Source organism: Mycolicibacterium wolinskyi, assembly GCF_002101965.1.
GTDB lineage: Bacteria > Actinomycetota > Actinomycetes > Mycobacteriales > Mycobacteriaceae > Mycobacterium > Mycobacterium wolinskyi.
This window is the reverse complement of record NZ_LQQA01000030.1, coordinates 419,259-439,424: the sequence shown is the minus strand read 5'-3', so window position 1 is coordinate 439,424 and position 20,166 is coordinate 419,259. Positions and strand designations below refer to the sequence as shown.

The window sequence follows — 20,166 nt, the reverse complement described above, 5'->3', positions numbered from 1 at the left end:
ATTGGGCAACTCTCTCGGAAAATCGGTTGCTCCCCCACGCACACGCCTCTACGGTGGCTGCCATGTCAGCAGCTACCTTCTTCATCCGCATTCGCATCGCCTAGCGGCGGATCTGCTCTGTCTCGACACATCCGCCGCAGCAGCTTTGTCCCTGCGTCTGCGGAGAAACCGTGTCTTCCCCATCTCACGGCCGGCATGAGTTCGGCCAGAATTTTCTGTGCGATCGTCGCGTGGTCGCCGACATCGTCGAAATTATTTCGCGCACAACCGGTCCCATCGTCGAAGTCGGGGCCGGCGACGGCGCGCTGACCGTGCCTTTGCAGCGGCTCGGGCGGCCGTTGACCGCGATCGAGATCGACAGCCGGCGCGCCGAGCGGCTCGCCGGCCATACCTCGGCGAAGGTGGTGGCCACCGATTTCCTGCGCTTTCGACTGCCCCGCACACCGCACGTGATTGTCGGCAACCTGCCCTTCCACCTCACCACCGCGATGCTGCGGCGCCTGCTGCACGGGCCCGGCTGGACCGATGCCGTGCTGCTCGTCCAATGGGAGGTGGCGCGCCGCCGCGCCGGGGTCGGCGGCGCCACCATGATGACGGCGCAGTGGTGGCCGTGGTTCGAATTCGGTTTGGCGCGAAAGATTTCCGCGAACGCCTTCCGGCCACGCCCGACCGTGGACGCCGGGTTACTGACCATCACCCGTCGCGCGGAACCGATGATCGACGCTGTCGATCGCCGGCGATATCAGGCGCTGGTGCACCAGGTGTTCACCGGGCGCGGCCGGGGTATCGCGCAGATCATCGGCCGCCGCGTGCCCCGGCACTGGTTACGCGACAACGGGATCAACCCGGCTGCGCTGCCCAAGGACTTGACCGCGACGCAGTGGGCGGCGTTGTTCGCGGCGGTCGGCTAGCTCGTGCCCAGCGGATCGATGGTCCACGCGATGTAGAGGACGGCCGCGCTCACGGTCGCGGTGGTGACGAAGTCGATACCCCTGCTGCGCACCACGAGCAGACCAGCGCGGTCGTCGGTCAGTGCCAGCCGCAATGCGGCAGCGACACCGACGCCGATACCGATCACGAGGGCGCCACGGCGCCAGTAACCCGCCACCACAAGAGCGAACGCCGCGATGAAGATCAGGCCGACCACGAGGATCGGCCACTGGCCGGCGAACACCTTGCGGGCGAATTCCTTTAAGGTCACGCCAGTTTCGACTCTTCGAGCTCTACGACGTTGGTCAGCAGGAACGCGCGGGTCAGCGGTCCGACGCCGCCGGGGTTGGGCGACACATGACCGGCCACGTCCCACACGTCGGGCGCGACGTCACCGGTCAGCTTGCCGTCGACGCGGCTGACACCGACATCGACGACCGCCGCGCCCGGCTTGACCATGTCGGCGGTCACCATGTGCGGCACGCCGACCGCGGCGATGATGATGTCGGCTTGGCGGGTGAGGGCGGGCAGATCGCGCGTGCCGGTGTGGCACAGGGTCACGGTGGCGTTCTCGGAGCGCCGGGTCAGCAGCAGGCCCATGGGCCTACCGACCGTCACGCCGCGCCCGATCACCACCACGTGCGCGCCCGCGATCGGCACGTCGAACCGGCGCAGCAGATGCACGATGCCTCGCGGTGTGCACGGCAGTGGAGCCTCCTTGCCGAGCACGAGCCGGCCGAGGTTGGTCGGGTGCAGCCCGTCGGCGTCCTTGGCCGGGTCGATGCGCTCGAGCGCGGCGTTCTCGTTGAGATGCTTGGGCAGCGGAAGCTGCACGATGTAGCCCGTGCAGTCCGGGTTGGCGTTGAGCTCGTCGATGGTGTCGTCGAGCTGGGCCTGGGTGATGTCGGCGGGCAGGTCGCGGCGGATGGAGTTGATGCCGACCTTCGCGCAGTCGGCGTGTTTACCGCGCACATAGGCCTGCGATCCCGGGTCGTCGCCGACCAGCACCGTGCCGAGCCCGGGCGTGCGGCCCGATTCGGTCAACTTCGCAACGCGCTGCTTGAGATCGACGAAGATCTCGTCGCGTGTGGCCTTACCGTCCAGAGTCATCGCACCCACGCCTGACATTGTGGCAGGCTCAGCTGCCATGAACACTCAGCCCAATGTGTTCACTGACGTATTCAGTGAGGCCAAGCTCGGCCCGGTGACCCTGCGCAACCGCATCATCAAGGCCGCCACGTTCGAGGCGTCCACACCCAATGCCCTGGTCACCGACGATTTGATCAACTATCACCGCCTCCCCGCCGCGGGTGGCGTCGGCATGACCACGGTCGCCTATTGCGCGGTGTCGCCGGGCGGCCGGACCGACGGCTGGCAGATCTGGATGCGCCCGGAGGCCATACCCGGGCTGCTCAAGCTGACCGACGCCGTCCACGCCGAAGGTGCGGCGATCAGCGCCCAGATCGGACATGCCGGGCCGGTCGCCAACGCACGGACCAACAAGGCGCAGGCCCTGGCCCCGGTGCGGTTCTTCAACCCGTTGTCGATGCGGTTCGCGAAGAAGGCCACGCGCGACGACATCCGCGACGTGATGGAGGCGCACGCCAACGCCGCCCGGCTGGCCATCGACGCCGGATTCGACGCCGTGGAGGTTCACCTGGGTCACAACTATCTGGCCAGCTCGTTTCTCAGCCCGCTGATCAATCGCCGCACCGACGAGTTCGGCGGATCACTGGAGAACCGGGCCAAGGTGGCCCGCGGCGTGGTGCGCGCGGTCCGTCAGGCCGTCGACGCATATGCGCCGGGTCAGATCGCCGTCACTGCGAAACTCAACATGAGCGACGGCGTGCGCGGCGGGATCTCCACCGAGGAATCGCTGCAGACCGCCAAGTGGCTCGAGGAGGACGGCGCGCTCGATGCGATCGAACTCACCGCGGGCAGCTCGCTGGTCAACCCGATGTATCTGTTCCGCGGCGACGCGCCGGTGAAGGAATTCGCCGGTGCGTTCAAACCGCCGATCCGGTGGGGCGTGCGGATGATGGGCAAGAACTTCCTGCGCCAGTACCCCTACCGTGAGGCCTACCTGCTGCGGGATGCCAAGTTGTTCCGCGCCGAGCTCAAGATGCCGCTGATCCTGCTGGGCGGCATCACCAACCGCGACACCATGGACCTCGCGATGGCCGAGGGTTTCGACTTCGTCGCGATGGGCCGCGCCCTGCTGGCCGAACCCGATCTGATCAACCGCATCAAGGCCGACGGCGAGGCGCACTCGATCAAATCGCTGTGCACACACTGCAACCGGTGCATGCCGACGATCTACAGCCATACCCACTGCGTGGTGACTGGAGCCCCGGACGCGCTCGTGAGATAACCAATGCATGGCCGCCAGCGACATCATGGTCACCTATCGCTACGTCCGGGTGAGCCTGGTCGCGCTGGTGGTCTTCCTTCTGGTCTCGGTGGGGCTCACCTGGGGGCAGAGCTGCCTGCAGGGGTCCATCAGCGCGTTCTACTACACCCGTACTCACGCGGTGTTCCTCGCCGCGGTGTGCGCGATCGGTATCTGCCTCGTCGCCTACAAGGGCAGCCGCACCGGCGAGGAGGCCCTGTTGAACTTCTCGGGGTTCATGGCCTTTCTCGTGGCGTTGATCCCGACCGGCGCAGTCGACGTGTGTGAGCCGTGGCTGCCGACCGAGACCGATCCGTTCGGCGGCGTCGCCAACAACGTCGCGGCGCTGTTCGTGGCAACCGCGGCCAGCGCGGCGCTGTACCTCGCGCTGGACCGCTGGCGCCCGTCGCAATCGCCGCCCACCGCGTCGCAACCTGCCTGCGCCGAGGCCGCCACGCTGTGGAAGCACGTGGCAACCGCGCTGTTGCGGATCGAAAAGTGGCTACCCGCAGCACTTGTGGTGATCACCGTCGCCGGCGCGGTGCTGATGTTGTGGGACTGGTTCGCCGACCACGCACACGTCATCGCCGCCGTCGCGATGTTCCTGGCCATCACTCTCGTAGCGGTCTATCACGCGTGCTACGCCAGAGCGGCTGTGCGCCAGCGCCTTGCCCGGTTCTACGCGACGATCGCAGCGCTCATGCTGGCCACCGTCGTGGTGGCCGTCGTGCTCCTCATCCGCGACGTCCACTTCGGCGTGTTCGTGGTCGAGATCGTCCTCATCCTGGTGTTCGCGGTGTTCTGGGCCGTGCAGACCTGGGATGTCTGGGAACCGCAAGACCGCTATCCCGACGAGGCGGTGCCCAACCTGGCCTACGCCGACTAATCCGCCCGGTAGCCGTCGATCTGCAGCGTGTGGCTGTCGCGCCGCAGCACCAGCACCGCTCCGGGGACCGGCACCAAGCCCTCCACGGCTTCGGCGGGCACCGATGCGGTCTGGGCACACGTCGTGCCGTCGAAGGTCCGAAGGGAGCCCGAGCGGTCTGCGACGACGAAGTTGTCGGACAGCGTGACGAAAGCCGGCCGGTCCAGGGCTCGCCCGGGCACCTTCGTCCGGACCGGGTCGACGTCGGCACCGACCTGACACCGCCGGTGTCCATCCGCACCGAACAGGGCCAACCGGTTGGCCGGATTTTCCGAAACGATGAAATCATCGCTGGGACCGGGTGATTCGGCGGGACGATCGAGCGCCGAAAACCGGGTGATGGACCGGTCGGCGACATTGGCATACATCGGGCCCTCTGGCGCAGCAGGCCCGAAAAAGTTGAGGAATACGCCGACACCGTTGGCGGGCAGCACCACGCGATTGAGAATGCGATCCTGCGGCGGCATTGCCGGGTCCACGGCAGCATCCAGAACCATGGTGTCCCAGCCGGTTTCGCCGGTTTCGGGATCGAGCACGGTCAACCAGACTTTGCCGTCCTCACATTGCACCAGCGACAACACCCCCGAGGAACTCACCACCGGTTCGACGATGCCGCAATCTGGATGCGGTGCGGTCACCCGCCACATCAACCGGCCCGTGCGGCTGTCATATCGCGTCCAGACCTGTTCATCGTTCCAACCCACCACGTACGGCCCGGACGCCCGCTCGAAACGACCGCGCGCTGCCTCGACGAGGTCCTCGTCCGCGCTGGTCCACAGCCGCTCCCCGGTCATGGTGTCAAGGCCGACCAGTCCGCCGCCGATGAACGCCAGCACCGTGGCCCCGTTGTCGACCACCCGCATCCGGTCGACTGAGATGTCCCCCGGGCCGGTGCGGGCATAGTGCCACCGTTCCTTCCCGTCGGCACCATAGGCCGTGATGCGGTGATCGTGATACACCACGAAACCTGCACCGGCCGAATCGATTTCATACCTCGGCAGATCCATGTCGGTGAACGCGTCGGCAACCGGAACGGTGAACGCACGCTGCCCCAGCGCGGTGGGCGCCGCGGGGGCATCGATCGAGGCCGCGGTGCTGGCGTCCACGTAGCGCCCGTCATCGCCGGTCCGCAGCGCCGCCACCGTGACCACCGAGGCAACCACCACAGCGATCACTGCACCGAGCGCCAGCCATCGCAGGGCATCGCGTTCCAACCGTGGAAAGGCCCTGGCCGCCAACATGGCGGCCGCCGCGCCCCCCAGGCACAACCACCATGAGGCCATCCCCGCGGGCAATGCCGCGGTGACCGGCGCGCCGGACATCGCCGCCCGGTAGTACTCCGGGATGTCCTGCGTGACGTAGGCGATGAACAGCAGCGCCGCAACCGCCGCCGCCCCGACCGGGGTGGCCGACAGATCCCGGCCGGTGCGCCCTCGCCAAACGCTGTAGGCCATCGCGGCGATCAACAGCAACGCGATCACGGTCACCGAGAGGGCCATCCGGTTCGGCAGCGCATCGCCCCAACGGTGCACGTTGACCAGATACCAGGCGCCCTCCGCCACGCTGCGCGGCGCGGCCAGTCGCGCCCACGTCGCGAGTACCGCAGCCCACACCAGCAACACCACCGCCAGCCCCGCCAGCACCATCGCCGCCGGACGCAGCACGGTACGGACGCGTTCGGCTATCTCTTCGCGACCCACGCCGGCCATCGTCACACGACGCGACACCTTCGCGGCGCAGCGGTCCCCGTGACAAGTACCGATAGAGTTGATCGCGATGAGCCGACCATCCCCACCTGCGCTGACCGTTCGGTACGAGGGGTCGACCCGTACCTTCGCCCCGGGCAACGATGTTGTCATCGGCCGGGACCTGCGTGCCGATGTCCGCATCGCCCACCCGCTGATCTCGCGCGCACACCTCGTGCTGCGGTTCGACCAGGGCCGATGGGTCGCGATCGACAACGGCAGCCTCAATGGCATGTACGTCAACGGCCGTCGGGTGCCGTCGGTGGATATCCAGGACGGGCAAGTCGTCAACATCGGTAATCCGGACGGTCCGCAGTTGACGTTCGAGGTGGGCCGCCACCAGGGTTCGGCCGGCCGCACCCCGACGGCCGCCGTGCCCGTCGCGAGCCGCCCCAGCACGTCGTGGCCCACCCAGGCGCCGACCGGCGGCGGCTGGCAGCAGCCCTACACCCAGCCGCCGAGCCCGCCGCGGCCCGGCTACCAAACAGGCCCGCAGCGGTATCCCGCCGGTCCCCCGGCCGGCTACCCGAGCGGGCCGCAGACCGGCTATCCCAGCGGTCCCCAGACCGGCTACCCGAGCGGGCCGCAGACCGGTTATCCCAGCGGGCCGCAGTCCTACCAGTCGCAGCCGGTGCGTACGCCGGCCCCCAGCTCATCGCAGGCGCCGACCACGATGAGTCCGTCCGCGGGGCGCGGCAATGAGCAGGTCGGAAACCTCGCGACCAGCATGCTCAAGATCCTGCGGCCGGGTAAGACCGCGCCGGCGCCCGCGGGTGCGATCAAGATCGGCCGCGCGACCGACAACGACATCGTCATCCCCGACGTGCTGGCCTCGCGCCACCACGCGACGTTGATCCCGATGCCCGGCGGCACCGAGATCCGCGACGAACGCAGCATCAACGGAACCTTCGTCAACGGCACCCGGGTGGAGTCGGCCGTGCTGCACGAAGGCGACGTCGTCACGATCGGCAACGTCGACCTCGTCTTCAGCGGTGGCACGCTGGCCCGCGGCACCGAAACCGAGGCCGACACCCGCACCGGCGGCCTTGAGGTGCGCGGCCTGACGTGGACGATCGAGGGCAACAAGACCCTGCTCGACAACATCTCGCTGGACGCGCGTCCGGGCACCCTCACCGCGGTGATCGGCCCGTCGGGTGCGGGCAAGTCGACGTTCGCGCGCCAGGTCGCGGGCTACACGCATCCGACGAGCGGCACGATCACGTTCGAAGGCCACGACGTGCACGCCGAGTACGCCTCGCTGCGGTCCCGTATCGGCATGGTCCCGCAGGACGACGTCGTGCACGGACAGCTGACGGTCCGGCAGGCCCTGATGTACGCCGCCGAGCTGCGGCTGCCGCCCGACACCACGAAGGACGACCGCGAACAGGTCGTCATGCAGGTGCTTGAGGAACTCGAGATGACCAAGCATCTCGATACCCGCGTGGACAAGCTGTCGGGCGGACAGCGCAAGCGCGCATCGGTCGCGCTGGAACTGCTGACCGGTCCGTCGCTGCTCATCCTCGACGAGCCGACGTCAGGTCTGGACCCGGCGCTCGACCGCCAGGTCATGACGATGCTGCGCCAGCTCGCCGACGCGGGCCGTGTGGTGCTCGTCGTCACGCACTCGTTGACCTATCTCGACGTGTGCGATCAGGTGCTGCTGCTGGCTCCGGGCGGCAAGACCGCGTTCTGCGGGCCGCCGAGTCAGATCGGCCCGGAACTCGGCACCACCAACTGGGCCGACATCTTCAGCACGGTCGCGGGTGACCCGGCCGAGGCCAACCGCCGCTACCTCGCGCGTACGCCTCCGGCACCGCCCGCCCCGGCGTCGTCGAAACCGGCCGATCTCGGCAAACCCGCGAAAACCAGTCTCAAACGCCAGTTCTCGACGATCGCGCGAAGACAGATGCGGCTCATCGTGTCCGATCGCGGGTACTTCATCTTCCTGGCGCTGTTGCCGTTCATCATGGGCACGCTGTCGCTGTCGGTGCCGGGCACCGTCGGCTTCGGCGTACCCAACCCGATGGGCGACGCACCCAACGAACCGGGCCAGATCCTGGTGCTGCTCAACGTCGGCGCGATCTTCATGGGCACTGCCCTGACGATCCGCGATCTCATCGGCGAGCGCGCGATCTTCCTGCGCGAGCAGGCGGTCGGGTTGTCGACATCGGCGTACCTGCTGGCCAAGGTCTGCGTGTACTCGATATTCGCGATCATCCAGTCGGCGATCGTCACGACCATCACCATCGCAGGCAAGGGCTGGGGCGAAGGCGCCGTCGAGCGCGGCGTCTTCATCGGAAACCGGTCGCTGGAACTGTTCCTCAGCATGGCCGCCACCACCGTGACCGCGGCGATGGTCGGCCTCGCGCTCTCGGCCCTGGCCAAGACCAGCGAGCAGATCATGCCCTTGCTCGTGGTCGCGATCATGAGCCAGCTCGTGTTCTCCGGCGGCATGATCCCGGTGACCGGCCGCGTCGGGCTCGATCAGCTGTCGTGGATCACGCCGGCCCGCTGGGGCTTCGCGGCGTCGGCATCGACGGTGGACCTGATCCGGCTCGTCCCGGGGCCGCTCACGCCGAAAGACTCACACTGGGAACACACCTCGAGCACCTGGCTGTTCGACATGGCCATGCTGGCCGCGTTGTCGGTGTTCTACGTGGGCTTCGTGCGCTGGAAGATCCGCCTCAAGGGCGGCTGAGCCTTTCCTTTGTCACGCTGGCGTGGCTCTCGGACTCGAGAGCCACGCCAGCGTGACATTCGGGGGTGTGGCGAGGATTGAGCCGGGCTCAGGCCCTCGACAGCTTCGGCAGGTTGAGCAGCGCCTCGGTTTCCTCGACCGATGCGACGGGCCGGTCGAGATCGCGGGCGAGTTGCACAGCGCGCTCGACCAATGGCAGATTGCCCGGGCTCAACTCGCCCTTGCGAAGATGCAAGGTGTCCTCCAGGCCGGCGCGGGCATTGCCACCGAGTGCGAGTCCCATGGCCGTCAGTTGCAGGTTGGTTCTGCCGATGGCGATCACCTGCCAGATCGCGTCGTCGGGCAACCGGCTGACCATCGTCACCAAATTGGCAGCGGTCGCGGCCATCCCGCCTGCGACGCCGAGCACGATCGAAAACTGCAGCGGCGCATCACCGAGCACGCCGATATCGCGCAGCCGCAGACACGCGTCGAGATGTCCGGTGTCATAGATCTCCAGTTCGGGTTTGACGTCGAGTTCCTGCATACGCGCGGCCAGCCGGCGCACTTCGTCCGGCGGATTGCGGAACTCCCCGGAGCCGAAGCTCATGCTGCACGGGTTGAGGGTCGCCATCCGCGGCCGGAGCTCGACGAGTGCGGCACGTTGCTCGAACGGCACGCCGAGTCCGACGCCGGTGGACAGTTGGATGAGGATCGGGCACCGCTCGGCGATGAGATCCATGGTGTGGCGGGCGATTGTCAGCTCCGCGGTGGGCCGGTCGTGTGCATCGCGCACGTGGATGTGTGCGACGGCGGCGCCCGCGCCGTAGGCCTGCGCGACCGCGTCGGCGATCTCCTCGGGCTGGGTCGGCAAATGTGGGTTGTCGGCCTTGGTCGCGATCGGACCCGTTGGGGCAACGGTGATGACGACGCTCATGATGACTCCGATCCTTCGGGAACGATGGCGACGGCACGGGTCCAGCCCGCCGACGCGGCATGGATTTTCACTGGGAAGCAGGCGATCTCGAAGCCGGTGGCCGGCAGGCTCTCCAGGTTGTGCAACTTCTCGATGTGGCAGTAGCCGATCCGCCGCCCCGCCCGGTGCCCTTCCCAGATGACGGAGGCGTCGTGGTCGCGGACATATCGCTCGGCTGTGTACACGAAGGGCGCGTCCCAGCTCCAGGCGTCGGTTCCGGTCAGCCGCACCCCTCGCTCAAGCAGATACAGCGTGGCCTCGGCACCCATCCCGCACCCCGATGACACGTAATCTTCGGCGCCGTACCGTGTTCCGGCAGCGGTGTTGACGACGACGATCTCCAGCGGCTGCAGCTCGTGGCCGATCCTGTCGAGCTCGCGGGCCACGTCGTCGGCGGTCGCGACGTAACCGTCCGGGAGATGGCGGAAGTCCAGTTTCACGGCCGGTTGCAGGCACCACTCCAACGGCACCTCGTCGATGGTGATGGCGCGGGCACCGCCGTCCATCACCGACGAATAGTGGTATGGCGCATCGAGATGTGTCCCGTTGTGGGTGGTTATCCGAACATGTTCGATGGCCCACCCTTCACCGTCGGGAAGGTCATCGAGGGTGGCGCCCGGGAAAAACGACAGGATGTCACCCGCGGTGTCGCTGTGGGTGTAGTAGTCGATCTCGGGCAGCAGCCCCGGCGGATCGGATGCGATGCCGGCTTGCAGGGGTACCGAGATGTCGATGAGTGTGCGCATGACGTCTCTTCTCACCGGGCGAGCCGGCCGCCGCTGGTTTCGCTGGTGCGCACCAGCACGAGCAGGCCCAGCACGGCGCACGCCGTTCCCCAGAGGCCGGGGGCGGCGTGCCACCCGGTCGCGGCGATCAGCTGGCCACACAGGTAGGGGCCGAAGCCGGCCGCGACGATGGTGCCGAGGTTGAAACCGATGGACGTCCCGGTGTAGCGATTGCGCCCTGGGAACAACTCGGCGAACGTCGTGTAGACCGCGGCGGAGACGAACGGTTCGATCGCGCTGAACAGCAACACGATTGGCACGAGCACCCACAGGCCGCTCGCGTGGTCGACCACCAAGAACAGCGGCAGCGACAACGCCGCCGACGCCGCGAATCCGATGGCCGCGATGGGCTTGCGGCCCCGACGATCGCTCACATGACCCATGAGCGGAAACAGCCCGGCACTGATCACGAGCACGATGCCGAGCATCGAGTACACCGCCACCGGGTCGAAACCCTGCGCTTGCACCAGATGGATGCCGAGGTAGAGCTTGACCAGGAAACCGGGGCCCAGCACGGCGATGGTCAGCGCGGCCACCCGCAGCACGTCACCGAGATGGCGGCTCAATACATCCCGCACCGGTGTGCGGCTGACTTCGGCGTTCTCGACGATCGCGACGAACTCCGGGCTGTCCTCCAAGCGCAGCCGCAGAAACAGGCAGCCGATCGTCATCGGCAGGCACAACAGGAACGGCAACCGCCAACCCCAGTCAACCATCTGTTGCTGGTCGAGTGTCGCAGTGGTTGCGGCCACGACCAATGCCGCGGAGGCGAACCCGAGCCCGATGCCGAGCGCGGGAAGGGAGCCGAACAGGCCGCGCCGGTGCGGTGGCGCCATCTCGACGATGTAGGTCTGGGCGCCGGTGAATTCGCCGCCCGCCGATACGCCCTGCAGCAGCCGCAAGACCAACAGCAGCACCGGCGCCGCGAGCCCGACGCTCGTGTAGGTCGGCAGGACGCCGATCAACGTCGAGGCCACGCCCATCAGAAAGATGGTCGCCATCAGCACACTGCGCCGGCCGAGCCGATCGCCCAAGGCGCCGAAGAGGATTCCCCCGGCAGGCCGGGCGAGGTACCCACCGCCGAACACCGCCAATGCGGCCAATGTCGACGCCGCGGGATCGTCGGCCGGAAAGAACTGCGGCGCGAAGACCACGGCGAGGAATCCGTAGATCGTGAACTCATAGAACTCGACGGCGCTGCCGACAGAGCTAGCGACGGCGGCGCGGCGCAGTGTCGGCGATACCGCGACGGATGTTGGCATGGAGCGTCCTTCCTCGTTGAAGGATGGGTGGGGTGATATCAGGATTCGCACACGGCGACCGAAGGCGCCCAGCGCGGGATCGGGGTAGCTCCGGACGGCATGCGAAGGCTTTTGCTGTAACCGAATTCGTGCAATGTCTCCAGGGCGTGTTCGCGCCCGTAGCCACTGTGGCCGACACCCCCGAAGGGTGTTCCGGTGAAAGCGCGATGGTAGTGGTTGACGAACACCATGCCGGCCCGGATGGCGCGCGACACCCGCATCGCGCGCTCGGCGTCGGCGGTGAACACCCCGGCGACCAAGCCGAATTCGGTTCCGTTGGCGATCTCGACGGCCTCGTCCTCGGTCTCGAACGGGATCAGGCACGTCACCGGGCCGAAGATCTCCTCGGTCGCGATCCGCATGTCGTGGCGCACCCCGGTGAACAGCGTGGGCGCCACGAAATGGCCTTCGGCCAGTCGCGGGTCGCTGGGCAGGGCGGCCTGGGCGCGCAGTGTGGCGCCCTCGGCGCGTCCGATGGCGATGTACTCCTCGACGCGGCGCCGCTGCTGTGCGGTGACGAGCGGGCCCACGTGGGTGTCCGGGTCGGCACCGTCTCCGACCCGCAGCCGGGTCACCGCCGCGGCCAGGCGATCGGCGACCTCGTCGTAAATACCGTTGTGTACCAGGATGCGTGATGCCGCGGTGCATGCCTCGCCCTGGTTGAAGTACGCCGCTTCGACCGCCCACGGGATGGCCGAGCCGAGGTCGGCGTCGCCGAACACCACGAACGGATTTTTGCCACCCAACTCCATCAGTGTCGGGGTGAGATTGTCCGCGGCGGTCTTGAGTACCGCGGACCCGGTCGAGGGCGCACCGGTGAACGAGATCTTGCCAACCAGCGGATGCCCGGCCAGCGCCGCACCGGTCTCGCCTCCGCCCGGCACGACGTGCACGACGTCGTCGGGCAGGATCGACTGGGCGATCTCGATCATTCGAAGCACCGAAAGCGGCGCCTGCTCCGGCGGTTTGAGGACGACCGCGTTGCCGACGGCCAGTGCGGGTGCCAATTTGCCCGCGGTGTGCAGCGGCGGCCAGTTGAACGGCACGATCGCCGCGACGACACCGAACGGCTCGAGCATGGTGATGTCGATCGTGGGCCCGGCATCGCGTACGGCACCGGGCAGGCTCTCGCACAACGCACCGAACAACTCGAAGATCGCGATGGCCGCCTCGAGGTCGAATTGCCTGGCCTGCGTGAACGGCTTTCCGTTGTCGGTGGATTCGAGCCGGGCGATCTCGTCGGCGTGCTCGCGTACCGCGTCGGCGATCCGGCGCAACCACGCGCCGCGTTCGCGGGGGCTGCGGGCCTTCCAGCTGTGGTGGGCATCGAACGCGGCGCGGACGGCGGCGTCGACCTCGCCGGCTCCGCATCCCTGGATCGTCGCCACTGTTGTTCCGGTCGCCGGGTTTTCGACGGCGAACCGATGGGCGGGGTCGTCCGATGACCAACGGACGCGGCTCAATTCGGCTGTTGTCATGATCCTTCCTTACGGACGAGGTGCATCCGGTCGACGGGCATCAGGTGCAGATCGGCCGCGTTACCACCCGCGATGGCGGCCACGTCGGCCGGGTCCAGGTCCCCGGCCCGCACAGCTCCCAGCGGGTCTCGCTCCCCCATGTCGAACGGGTAATCCGAACCGAGCAGGATGCGATCGGCTCCGGCGACCTGCACGAGACGGCGCAGGGCTTCGGGGGTGTGCACGAGCGAGTCGAACCACATCCGGCGCAGATAGGCGCTCGGTGGCGCGAGGCACTCCCGGGCGTCACGCCGGTTGTGCCAGGCGTGATCGGCGCGTGCCGCGAACGCGGGAAGGTATCCCCCGCCGTGCGCGGCGATGAACCGCAAGCCCGGGTACCGGTCGAGCACACCACCGAAGATCAAGTGCGACAGGGCGACTGCGTGTTCGACGGGCTGGCCGACGGAGTTGGCGAGGTACCAGCGGTCGAGCCGCTCATCGAGCGTGCAACCCCAGGGGTGCAGCAACACCACCGCGCCAAGGTCACAAGCGCTGCGCCAGAGCGGCTCCAGCCGCGGATCCGAGAGCTCAACCGTGCCACCGCCGGGATCGACTGCATGGGAGCTCATCTCGATCCCTTTGAGACCGTGGTCGAGCACCGCGTTCTCCAGTGCGGCAACCGCGAGGTCGGGATGCTGCAACGGCACCACGCCAAGACCCGTGAGCCGGTCCGGTGCCAGCGCGCAGTGCGCGGCTACCCCGGCGTTGGTCGCCTCGGCGAGCTGTGGGGCTAGGTTTCTGTCCGCCCATCCGTGGTACTGCGTCGGCACCACCGACACCAGCTGCGCATCGACGCCGGCCGCGTCCATGGCCGTCAGCCGTGCGGTCACATCGGTCAGCAGCTCACGCAGGTGGGCCGACTGTTCGACGTTGACCGCCGCTGATCGGGGGCCCAGGCGACGCTTTTCGAGCTCAGCCGACTCCTGGTATCCACGGTGCGCGCGGGCAATCTCCTCGACGTCGTCAAGCCACACGTGGGCGTGGACATCCAGCGTCGGCGCTGCCATCGATTGACCTCCCGGCCAGTTGGGGTTTGACGAACGAAAACCGTGCTGTCATCGATTCTCAAAGCGACAGCATGAGAAAGGAAGCCAATTTTGGCTATGCCCGTTATAGATGCGGTCTATATCAGAGTGTGAGTTCGGAAAGGCACTGGCGCAGCCAGGCATGCGCCGGATCGGCATCGTGCATCGGATGCCACCAGAACGCCTCGACGAGTGGGAGCGCATCGAACGGGCATGGCAGCACACGGAATTCGGACCCGGCTACGCTGAGCGCGGCGACCCTCGCCTGCACCAGCGCGATCGCGTCCGATCCGCGCAGCAACTGCGGAAGCGCCAGGAACGACTCGGCGACCGCGCAGACCCGTGGGACTACCCCGAGCAGTTCCATCTGGCGCCACGCCGCTGCCCGGCCGAGCGGATCGACGAACGTGGTCACCCACGGCAGCTCCTGCAGATCCTGCATCGTCAACTGCTCACCGACGCGGGTGTTGTCGGCCGACAACACGCACACCCATTCGTCGGTGTACAGGTCGAGGCGGCGCGGAAGGTCGAGATACCCGTGCGGCATGAACACCCCGTCGACGGTGCGGTAGAACTCGTCGTCCCGACTGATCGCCGATGCTGTCACCGGAGTGAATCGGATTCGTGCACCTGGCGCTTCCCGCGACAGCCGGGCCACCAGCGGCCCGCCGGCCACGCTCATCCCGTGGTCGGACGACACGATCGTGAACTCGCGCCGCGTCTGCGCCGGATCGAACTCGGCCTCGGCACCGAACACCCGCTCGACGGCGGCGATCGCCACGCTCGTCAACGGCACCAGCTGCTCGGCGAAGTGCGTCAAGACGTAGCGATTGCCCGACCTCGTCAAGAGCGCATCGCCAAAATGCCTGCGCAGGCGGGCAAGTGAACTCGACAGCGTGGGTTGGCTACGGCCCAGCCGCGTCGCCGCACCGCTCACGCTGCGCTCGGTGAGCAACGCGTGTAGCGCATACAGCTGCGGAAGGTCGAGACCGGACAGCGCGGGGTCCATCACGACCTCCGATGCGGTGCGGCCACCCCGATCACCCGCCGTGCACGTCCAGACCGTGCGCGGCGGAATACGCCAGCGCCTGGCTGATATCGATTTTGGCGCCACGGAGTTTTGCGGTGGTCCAGAACGTCGGGTCGACGCGGGCGCCACGGAGATCAGCCTCGTCCAACTTGGCGTCCTGCACCCGCGCTCCGGTCAGATCCGCCTGACGCAGGACCGCCTTGCGCAGATCCGCGCCGACGAGGCTGGCCTCCCGCAGTCGGCAATCCGACAGGTCGACATTGCGCAGATCGCAGCCGCCGAGCACGGCGAGGGTCAGGTCGGACTCGACGAGTGTGATCGGCCGCAGCCGGCATTCGGTGAACACCGACCCGAGCAGGCTGCAGTTCGTGAACGTGCTGTGCCACAGGGTGGCCCGGCGGAATGTGCAGTTGCGGAACGCCGATCCGGAGTGCTCGGACTCGGACATGTCGACGCCTCGGAAGTCGCAGTCGGTGAACACGACACGCTCGGTGCGCAACCGGCTGAGATCGTCATCGCGGAAATCCTGGCCGATGAACTCACGGTCCACCCAGACCTGTTCGGCTGTGGCCACGCCTCAGCCGGGAAGCGCGGTGAGCGTGTTGAGCGAGTACTCCGTGACCGCGATCAGCGCGGCTTTTGCCGAATTGCGGTCGCGCGCGTCGACGGTGATCACCGGAATGTGGTCGGGCACCGCCAGCGCCTTACGCACCGCTTGCGTGGGATGCCTTGGCGCGCCGTCGAACTCGTTGACCGCGACGATGAACGGCAGCTTGCGGGCTTCGAAGAAGTCGACCGCGGCGAAGCTGTCCTGCAGGCGGCGCACGTCGACGAGGATGATCGCGCCGATCGCCCCGCGCACGAGGTCGTCCCACATGAACCAGAACCGGCGCTGCCCGGGCGTGCCGAACAGATACAGCACCAGATCCTCGTCGAGGGTGATGCGGCCGAAGTCCATCGCGACCGTGGTGGTGCGCTTGTCGGGAGTGCCGTCGAGCGCGTCGACACCTTCGGACACGTTGGTGACCAACGCTTCCGTGCGCAGCGGCATGATTTCCGACACCGCGCCTACGAATGTCGTCTTGCCCGCGCCGAACCCGCCGGAGATGACGATTTTCGTCGAGGATGAGCGCTTGCGCGAAGACCCTGGGGAGGATGAGCGCCTATCAGAGTGCTCGTAGGCCACGCAGGGTCCTTCCTATCAGTTCGCGGCGTTCGTCGAAGGTCGCCGAATCGTCGAGGGTGGTGTGCACCCGTAGATAACCCTGCGTCACCAAGTCCCCGATCAGCACGCGCGCCACGCCGAGCGGTAGGGACAAATGTGCTGCGATTTCTGCCACCGACGGGCTGTCGGTGCATAACTCTACGATCTGACCGCGCACATCGCGCCCAGGCCAACGCGGATCGTTTGGCGTGTCGAGCGTTTCCACCGGCGCTTCCAACGGCAGATGGACGCGCGTGTCGGTGCGACCGGCCGTCAGCGTGTAAGGCCGAACCAAGCTCGGTCGATCGGCGGGTTCGAGTTCGTCCACTGGCCGCTCACGAAGGTTGGGGTGTACGCCGTGACGACTGCACCACGGCGCCCACACGTTCCACCAGGATTGCCATCTCGTAGCCGATCTGGCCGATGTCGCACGAGCGGCTGGCCAGCGTCGCGAGGTTCGAGCCGTCACCCACCCGCATCAAGAGCAGATAGCCGTTCTCCATCTCGACCACTGACTGCATCACGTAGCCGCCGTCGAACAGTTGGGCGGCACCGGTGGCCAGGCTGGCAAGTCCCGATGCCACCGCGGCGAGCTGATCGGCGCGCTCGATCGGCATGTGCTCGCTGGCCGCCATCAGCAGGCCGTCGGCCGAAACCAGTACCGCGTGGGACACCCCGGAGACCTCGCGGGCGAACTTGGACACCAGCCAGTCCAGGGAATCGCGCTGCGTCGGACGGGTCATTCGTTATCGGTTCCTCTGGTCTCTCGGGCATGCAACCGGCCGGCGTGCACCCCGCTGAAATGGTTGCTCATGCTCGCACGGACAGCCTCGGGATCGCGCGGCTGAAACACCGCAAAAATGCCGCTGTCAGGTTCGTCCGCCGATGCTACCGCCTCAGCACCGTTGTCGTTTCGGTGAGCACCACCGTTGCGGTGCCGGCCGTTCGGCTCATCTGAAACACCAGTAACTGCGGCCACGCCACCGGGTACCAAACGCGCACCCGGCGTACGCATCGGCAGCCCCTCTTCGGTGTGCTGCTCGACCGGTGCGTCCTGGGCCGCTGCGGCGACCGACCAGCCCTTCTCCCACACCGTCTTCCAGTCCAGATCCGAGCTGCGCACATGGGTGGCCGGATCGATCGCGAACTCCGACAGCATCGACTGGTAGATCGCGTCGCCGTCGCCGGAAGTCGACGCGGCTTCTTCGGCGGGCTGCTCGGGTTCGTACGTCTCGACCGGCTCGGCCGGCGGATGCGCGCCGTTGGTGGCCGCAGTGCGTGAGGCGAAGAACGACGCCGTGTTCGTGGGCACCGCGTTGGGAGGTGCCGGGCGATCGGCTTCGTTCGGGTCGGCGGGCCATTGCTGCGGCCATTCACCGGCCGGTTCGTCTGCGGCCGCGGGCGTATCCGCTGCCGCCGCGGGTTCGGCGGGCGCGAGGCTGCCAGGCATCTCCGAGATTCCGCTGGCTCCCGGGCTGCGTTGCGGCAGGAGGCCGAACGGGACGTCGGCGGCGTGCCCGTTGAGGTGGTGTTCGGACTGCTCGGCCGTGCCGCTCGGCTCGGCGTCGAGTGAGAGGGCCGCCGCGATCCCGGCATGCGCGTCGACCGGGGTGCCGTAGGGCATCTCCGCCGGAGCCCCGCCTGTCACGCCGTCGCGCACCAGCAGCTCGGCGGGCACGTACACGCCTGCGGTGGTGCCCGAACTCGGCTCCTCGGCGATCGTGCTGCGCAGGCGCACCACCAGACCGTGCTGGGTCGCCAGGCGGCCGACCACGAACAGGCCCATGTGCCGCGCGGTGTACGGGTTCACCTCGCCACCGGACTGCAGACGGATGTTGGCGACCCGCAGATCGGAATCGGTCATACCGAGGCCGACATCGCTGACCTCGATGACGAGCGCGCCGTTGCCCGCGAACACTGCCGACACCCGGACCTGCGAGATCGGCGGCGAATAGCGCAGCGCGTTGTCGAGCAGCTCGGCGAGCAGGTGGATGAGGTCGCCGGCCACCGACCCGACGAGCTCGGCGTCGACGACGGTCGCGGTCACGACGCGCGTGTAGTCCTCGACCTCGGACGCCGCGGCATTGATGATCGTGTCGATCGCCACCGGCTCGGTGTGTTCGCGCGCCACTTTGGAACCCGACAGCACCAGCAGGTTCGCGCCGTTTCGTCGCATCCGCGCAGCGAGGTGGTCCAGCCGGAACAGACTCTCCAGGCGGTCGGGGTCGTCCTCGTTGCGTTCCAGTTGGTCGATGAGGTTCAGCTGCTGATCGACCAGGGACCGGCTGCGCCGTGACAGCGTCTCGAACATGTCGGAGACCTGCAGCTGCAGCTGAGCCTGCTCACCGGCGAGGAACACGGCCTGCTCGTGTAGCTCGTCGACGGCATGGGCGACCTGGCCGACCTCCTCGGTGGTGTGCACCGGCAGCGGCGTGATGGGCGTGGGTTCCCCGCCCGCGCGCACGCGTTCGATCTCCTTGGCCAGGTCCTCGTGCGCGACCTTGAGCGCGCTGTCGCGCAGGGTGCGCAACGGCCGCACGAGCGAGCGCGCGACCAGCAACACGATCACCAATGCGCTGATGACGGCCGCGGCAACCAGAACCGCGTCGCGGATCGCGTCGTTGCGCGCGTCGGCCGCCTCGGCTTCGACGGCCGCCGGGATGGCCGTCGTCGTGTCGGCGATGATCTGCTCGGCGATCGCGTTGGTCGTCTGCAGCGACGCCAGCAGCTCCTGATTCCCGACGAGCGGAATGCCCGGATTCGACATCATGGCCATGCGCTTGACCATCTCGGCGCGCAGCGTCGCAGCCTCTTCGGAGGCACCGCCCAGCAACTTCGTCAAGGCGGCGACCGTCGACGGCTCCGTGCCCGCCATCGTGATCATCGAGGTGCGCAGGACCGGCTCGGGTTCATCGGCGCCGCGGTTGACCATCATCTGCTGGATCGCCATCTGACCGCGGGCGCCGATCGCCCGGGCCAACGCCTCGACCTGCGCTTGCACCTGCTGGTCGTCGCTGTGGGCCGACCCGGTCACCGCGGCCTCCGCGGTGAGCAGCAGCGGCGCGTAAGTGATGATGCGCTGACGCAGGTCGATGGAGTTCGACATCACGGCGTCGACAAGTTCCTGGCCCTTGCCGAGAAGGTTGTCGACCGCTTGGTTGACGTCCTCAACGACCTCGGTCGAGTCCACTCGTTGCTGAAGATCGGATTTGCGCGCGCTGAACGTGGCCAATGCGTCCTGGCCGTCGCCGCCCTCGGTCGCCGCGACGAGTGTGTCCTCCAACGCGGCCATGTAGTTACTGATGTCGGGGATCAATTCGGCGCGATCAGCGGCGAGCCGAAGGTCGGAAGCCTCGCTCGCACTGGAGTAGATCCGCAATCCACCGAACGTGGCCGCCAGAATGAGCGGCACCAAAACGATCGCGATAACTTTGCGTCGAACCGGCCAATTCGCCGGTGACCAGCGGGCGGGACGCTTGGCAGGCGCAGCTGGTGTCGGGGTGAATTCGACGAGCGTGCCATCTGCCTGTTTCAGCTGGGTGAAGGCGGTCATCGGCGCCCAACCGTGCTATCGGCGGCGCGGCCGCATTTCAGTCCTGGGGCGTGATTCATAAGGCTTCCTGCTGTTTCCGCCCACGCTCGGGCGGGCGTCAAACGCCTGG

The 20,166-nt window shown here is 67.6% G+C and carries 18 protein-coding genes; 4 read left to right on the top strand and 14 right to left on the bottom strand.

The genetic code is table 11. The features are described 5' to 3' along the window. Positions 1-170: 170 nt before the first annotated feature. A complete protein-coding gene (gene erm / locus AWC31_RS25790) occupies positions 171-911 on the top strand; it encodes a 23S ribosomal RNA methyltransferase Erm (RefSeq protein ID WP_085146796.1) in 741 nt (246 codons plus the stop codon). Here the strand turns inward: erm and AWC31_RS25785 are convergent. Together AWC31_RS25785 and AWC31_RS25780 are read right to left on the bottom strand one after the other, a co-directional pair. Further along, on the bottom strand, positions 908-1,201 hold the full coding sequence (locus tag AWC31_RS25785; RefSeq protein WP_085146794.1) for a DUF3017 domain-containing protein: 294 nt from the start codon (positions 1,199-1,201) through the stop codon (positions 908-910). The genes erm and AWC31_RS25785 overlap by 4 nt on opposite strands. Beyond that, entirely contained in the window at positions 1,198-2,049 is an 852-nt protein-coding gene (locus AWC31_RS25780; RefSeq protein ID WP_067842928.1) for a bifunctional methylenetetrahydrofolate dehydrogenase/methenyltetrahydrofolate cyclohydrolase, read from the bottom strand. The genes AWC31_RS25785 and AWC31_RS25780 overlap by 4 nt, the downstream gene beginning before the upstream one ends. Before the next feature lie 28 nt (positions 2,050-2,077). Between AWC31_RS25780 and AWC31_RS25775 the strand changes: the two genes are divergently transcribed. Next, positions 2,078-3,301, top strand: coding sequence for an NADH:flavin oxidoreductase (locus AWC31_RS25775; protein ID WP_085146792.1), 1,224 nt, complete (start codon positions 2,078-2,080; stop codon positions 3,299-3,301). A gap of 7 nt (positions 3,302-3,308) precedes the next feature. After that, positions 3,309-4,205 (top strand): diphosphate--fructose-6-phosphate 1-phosphotransferase, encoded by an 897-nt coding sequence (locus tag AWC31_RS25770; RefSeq protein WP_085146790.1) that lies wholly within the window; start codon positions 3,309-3,311, stop codon positions 4,203-4,205. Here the strand turns inward: AWC31_RS25770 and AWC31_RS25765 are convergent. Then, entirely contained in the window at positions 4,202-5,953 is a 1,752-nt protein-coding gene (locus tag AWC31_RS25765; protein ID WP_234817013.1) for a BamB-related PQQ repeat family beta-propellar protein, read from the bottom strand. The two genes, AWC31_RS25770 and AWC31_RS25765, sit on opposite strands and share 4 nt — an antisense overlap. Before the next feature lie 67 nt (positions 5,954-6,020). Here AWC31_RS25765 and AWC31_RS25760 point away from each other — a divergent pair, with 67 nt between their 5' ends. After that, complete coding sequence (locus tag AWC31_RS25760; RefSeq protein WP_085146788.1) at positions 6,021-8,687, top strand: FHA domain-containing protein; 2,667 nt, start codon at positions 6,021-6,023, stop codon at positions 8,685-8,687. Between the two features lie 88 nt (positions 8,688-8,775). Here the strand turns inward: AWC31_RS25760 and AWC31_RS25755 are convergent, their stop codons facing one another. The 11 genes from AWC31_RS25755 to AWC31_RS25705 all read right to left on the bottom strand — a co-directional run bounded on the left by AWC31_RS25755 (position 8,776) and on the right by AWC31_RS25705 (position 20,057). Then, positions 8,776-9,603: a beta-keto acid cleavage family enzyme gene (locus AWC31_RS25755; RefSeq protein WP_085146786.1), complete on the bottom strand. Its 828-nt coding sequence runs from the start codon at positions 9,601-9,603 to the stop codon at positions 8,776-8,778. Beyond that, positions 9,600-10,388, bottom strand: coding sequence for a cyclase family protein (locus tag AWC31_RS25750; RefSeq protein ID WP_085146784.1), 789 nt, complete (start codon positions 10,386-10,388; stop codon positions 9,600-9,602). Before AWC31_RS25750 ends, AWC31_RS25755 begins: the two co-directional genes overlap by 4 nt. Before the next feature lie 11 nt (positions 10,389-10,399). Beyond that, positions 10,400-11,689 carry an MFS transporter gene (locus AWC31_RS25745; RefSeq protein WP_085146782.1) on the bottom strand — a complete coding sequence of 430 codons (1,290 nt, stop codon included), beginning with the start codon at positions 11,687-11,689 and terminating at the stop codon, positions 10,400-10,402. 38 nt (positions 11,690-11,727) lie between these two features. Next, positions 11,728-13,206 carry an aldehyde dehydrogenase family protein gene (locus AWC31_RS25740; protein WP_085146780.1) on the bottom strand — a complete coding sequence of 493 codons (1,479 nt, stop codon included), beginning with the start codon at positions 13,204-13,206 and terminating at the stop codon, positions 11,728-11,730. Further along, the gene (locus AWC31_RS25735) at positions 13,203-14,252 is read right to left on the bottom strand and encodes an amidohydrolase family protein (protein ID WP_085146778.1); all 1,050 of its coding nucleotides are present in this window, start codon (positions 14,250-14,252) and stop codon (positions 13,203-13,205) included. The genes AWC31_RS25740 and AWC31_RS25735 overlap by 4 nt, the downstream gene beginning before the upstream one ends. A gap of 121 nt (positions 14,253-14,373) precedes the next feature. Continuing rightward, the gene (locus AWC31_RS25730) at positions 14,374-15,279 is read right to left on the bottom strand and encodes a LysR family transcriptional regulator (protein WP_085146776.1); all 906 of its coding nucleotides are present in this window, start codon (positions 15,277-15,279) and stop codon (positions 14,374-14,376) included. 31 nt (positions 15,280-15,310) lie between these two features. After that, the gene (locus tag AWC31_RS25725; RefSeq protein ID WP_085146774.1) at positions 15,311-15,874 is read right to left on the bottom strand and encodes a pentapeptide repeat-containing protein; all 564 of its coding nucleotides are present in this window, start codon (positions 15,872-15,874) and stop codon (positions 15,311-15,313) included. Positions 15,875-15,877: 3 nt separating this feature from the next. Further along, positions 15,878-16,486, bottom strand: coding sequence for a GTP-binding protein (locus AWC31_RS25720; RefSeq protein WP_085146772.1), 609 nt, complete (start codon positions 16,484-16,486; stop codon positions 15,878-15,880). Beyond that, positions 16,467-16,832, bottom strand: a complete 366-nt coding sequence (locus AWC31_RS25715; RefSeq protein WP_067842911.1) for a DUF742 domain-containing protein — start codon at positions 16,830-16,832, stop codon at positions 16,467-16,469. Before AWC31_RS25715 ends, AWC31_RS25720 begins: the two co-directional genes overlap by 20 nt. A gap of 7 nt (positions 16,833-16,839) precedes the next feature. Beyond that, positions 16,840-17,247, bottom strand: coding sequence for a roadblock/LC7 domain-containing protein (locus tag AWC31_RS25710; RefSeq protein WP_085146770.1), 408 nt, complete (start codon positions 17,245-17,247; stop codon positions 16,840-16,842). Next, entirely contained in the window at positions 17,244-20,057 is a 2,814-nt protein-coding gene (locus AWC31_RS25705; RefSeq protein WP_085146768.1) for a sensor histidine kinase, read from the bottom strand. The genes AWC31_RS25710 and AWC31_RS25705 overlap by 4 nt, the downstream gene beginning before the upstream one ends. Between the last annotated feature and the right edge of the window lie 109 nt (positions 20,058-20,166).

Excerpts from the sequence above, each read along its gene's own strand:
- AWC31_RS25710 (WP_085146770.1), bottom strand. The coding sequence starts at position 17,247 with ATGACCCGTCCGACGCAGCGCGATTCCCTGGACTGGCTGGTGTCCAAG.
- AWC31_RS25705 (WP_085146768.1), bottom strand. The coding sequence starts at position 20,057 with ATGACCGCCTTCACCCAGCTGAAACAGGCAGATGGCACGCTCGTCGAA.
- AWC31_RS25745 (WP_085146782.1), bottom strand. The coding sequence starts at position 11,689 with ATGCCAACATCCGTCGCGGTATCGCCGACACTGCGCCGCGCCGCCGTC.
- AWC31_RS25730 (WP_085146776.1), bottom strand. The coding sequence starts at position 15,279 with ATGGACCCCGCGCTGTCCGGTCTCGACCTTCCGCAGCTGTATGCGCTA.
- AWC31_RS25775 (WP_085146792.1), top strand. The coding sequence starts at position 2,078 with ATGAACACTCAGCCCAATGTGTTCACTGACGTATTCAGTGAGGCCAAG.
- AWC31_RS25760 (WP_085146788.1), top strand. The coding sequence starts at position 6,021 with ATGAGCCGACCATCCCCACCTGCGCTGACCGTTCGGTACGAGGGGTCG.
- AWC31_RS25735 (WP_085146778.1), bottom strand. The coding sequence starts at position 14,252 with ATGGCAGCGCCGACGCTGGATGTCCACGCCCACGTGTGGCTTGACGAC.
- AWC31_RS25755 (WP_085146786.1), bottom strand. The coding sequence starts at position 9,603 with ATGAGCGTCGTCATCACCGTTGCCCCAACGGGTCCGATCGCGACCAAG.
- AWC31_RS25740 (WP_085146780.1), bottom strand. The coding sequence starts at position 13,206 with ATGACAACAGCCGAATTGAGCCGCGTCCGTTGGTCATCGGACGACCCC.
- AWC31_RS25750 (WP_085146784.1), bottom strand. The coding sequence starts at position 10,388 with ATGCGCACACTCATCGACATCTCGGTACCCCTGCAAGCCGGCATCGCA.
- AWC31_RS25765 (WP_234817013.1), bottom strand. The coding sequence starts at position 5,953 with ATGGCCGGCGTGGGTCGCGAAGAGATAGCCGAACGCGTCCGTACCGTG.
- AWC31_RS25770 (WP_085146790.1), top strand. The coding sequence starts at position 3,309 with ATGGCCGCCAGCGACATCATGGTCACCTATCGCTACGTCCGGGTGAGC.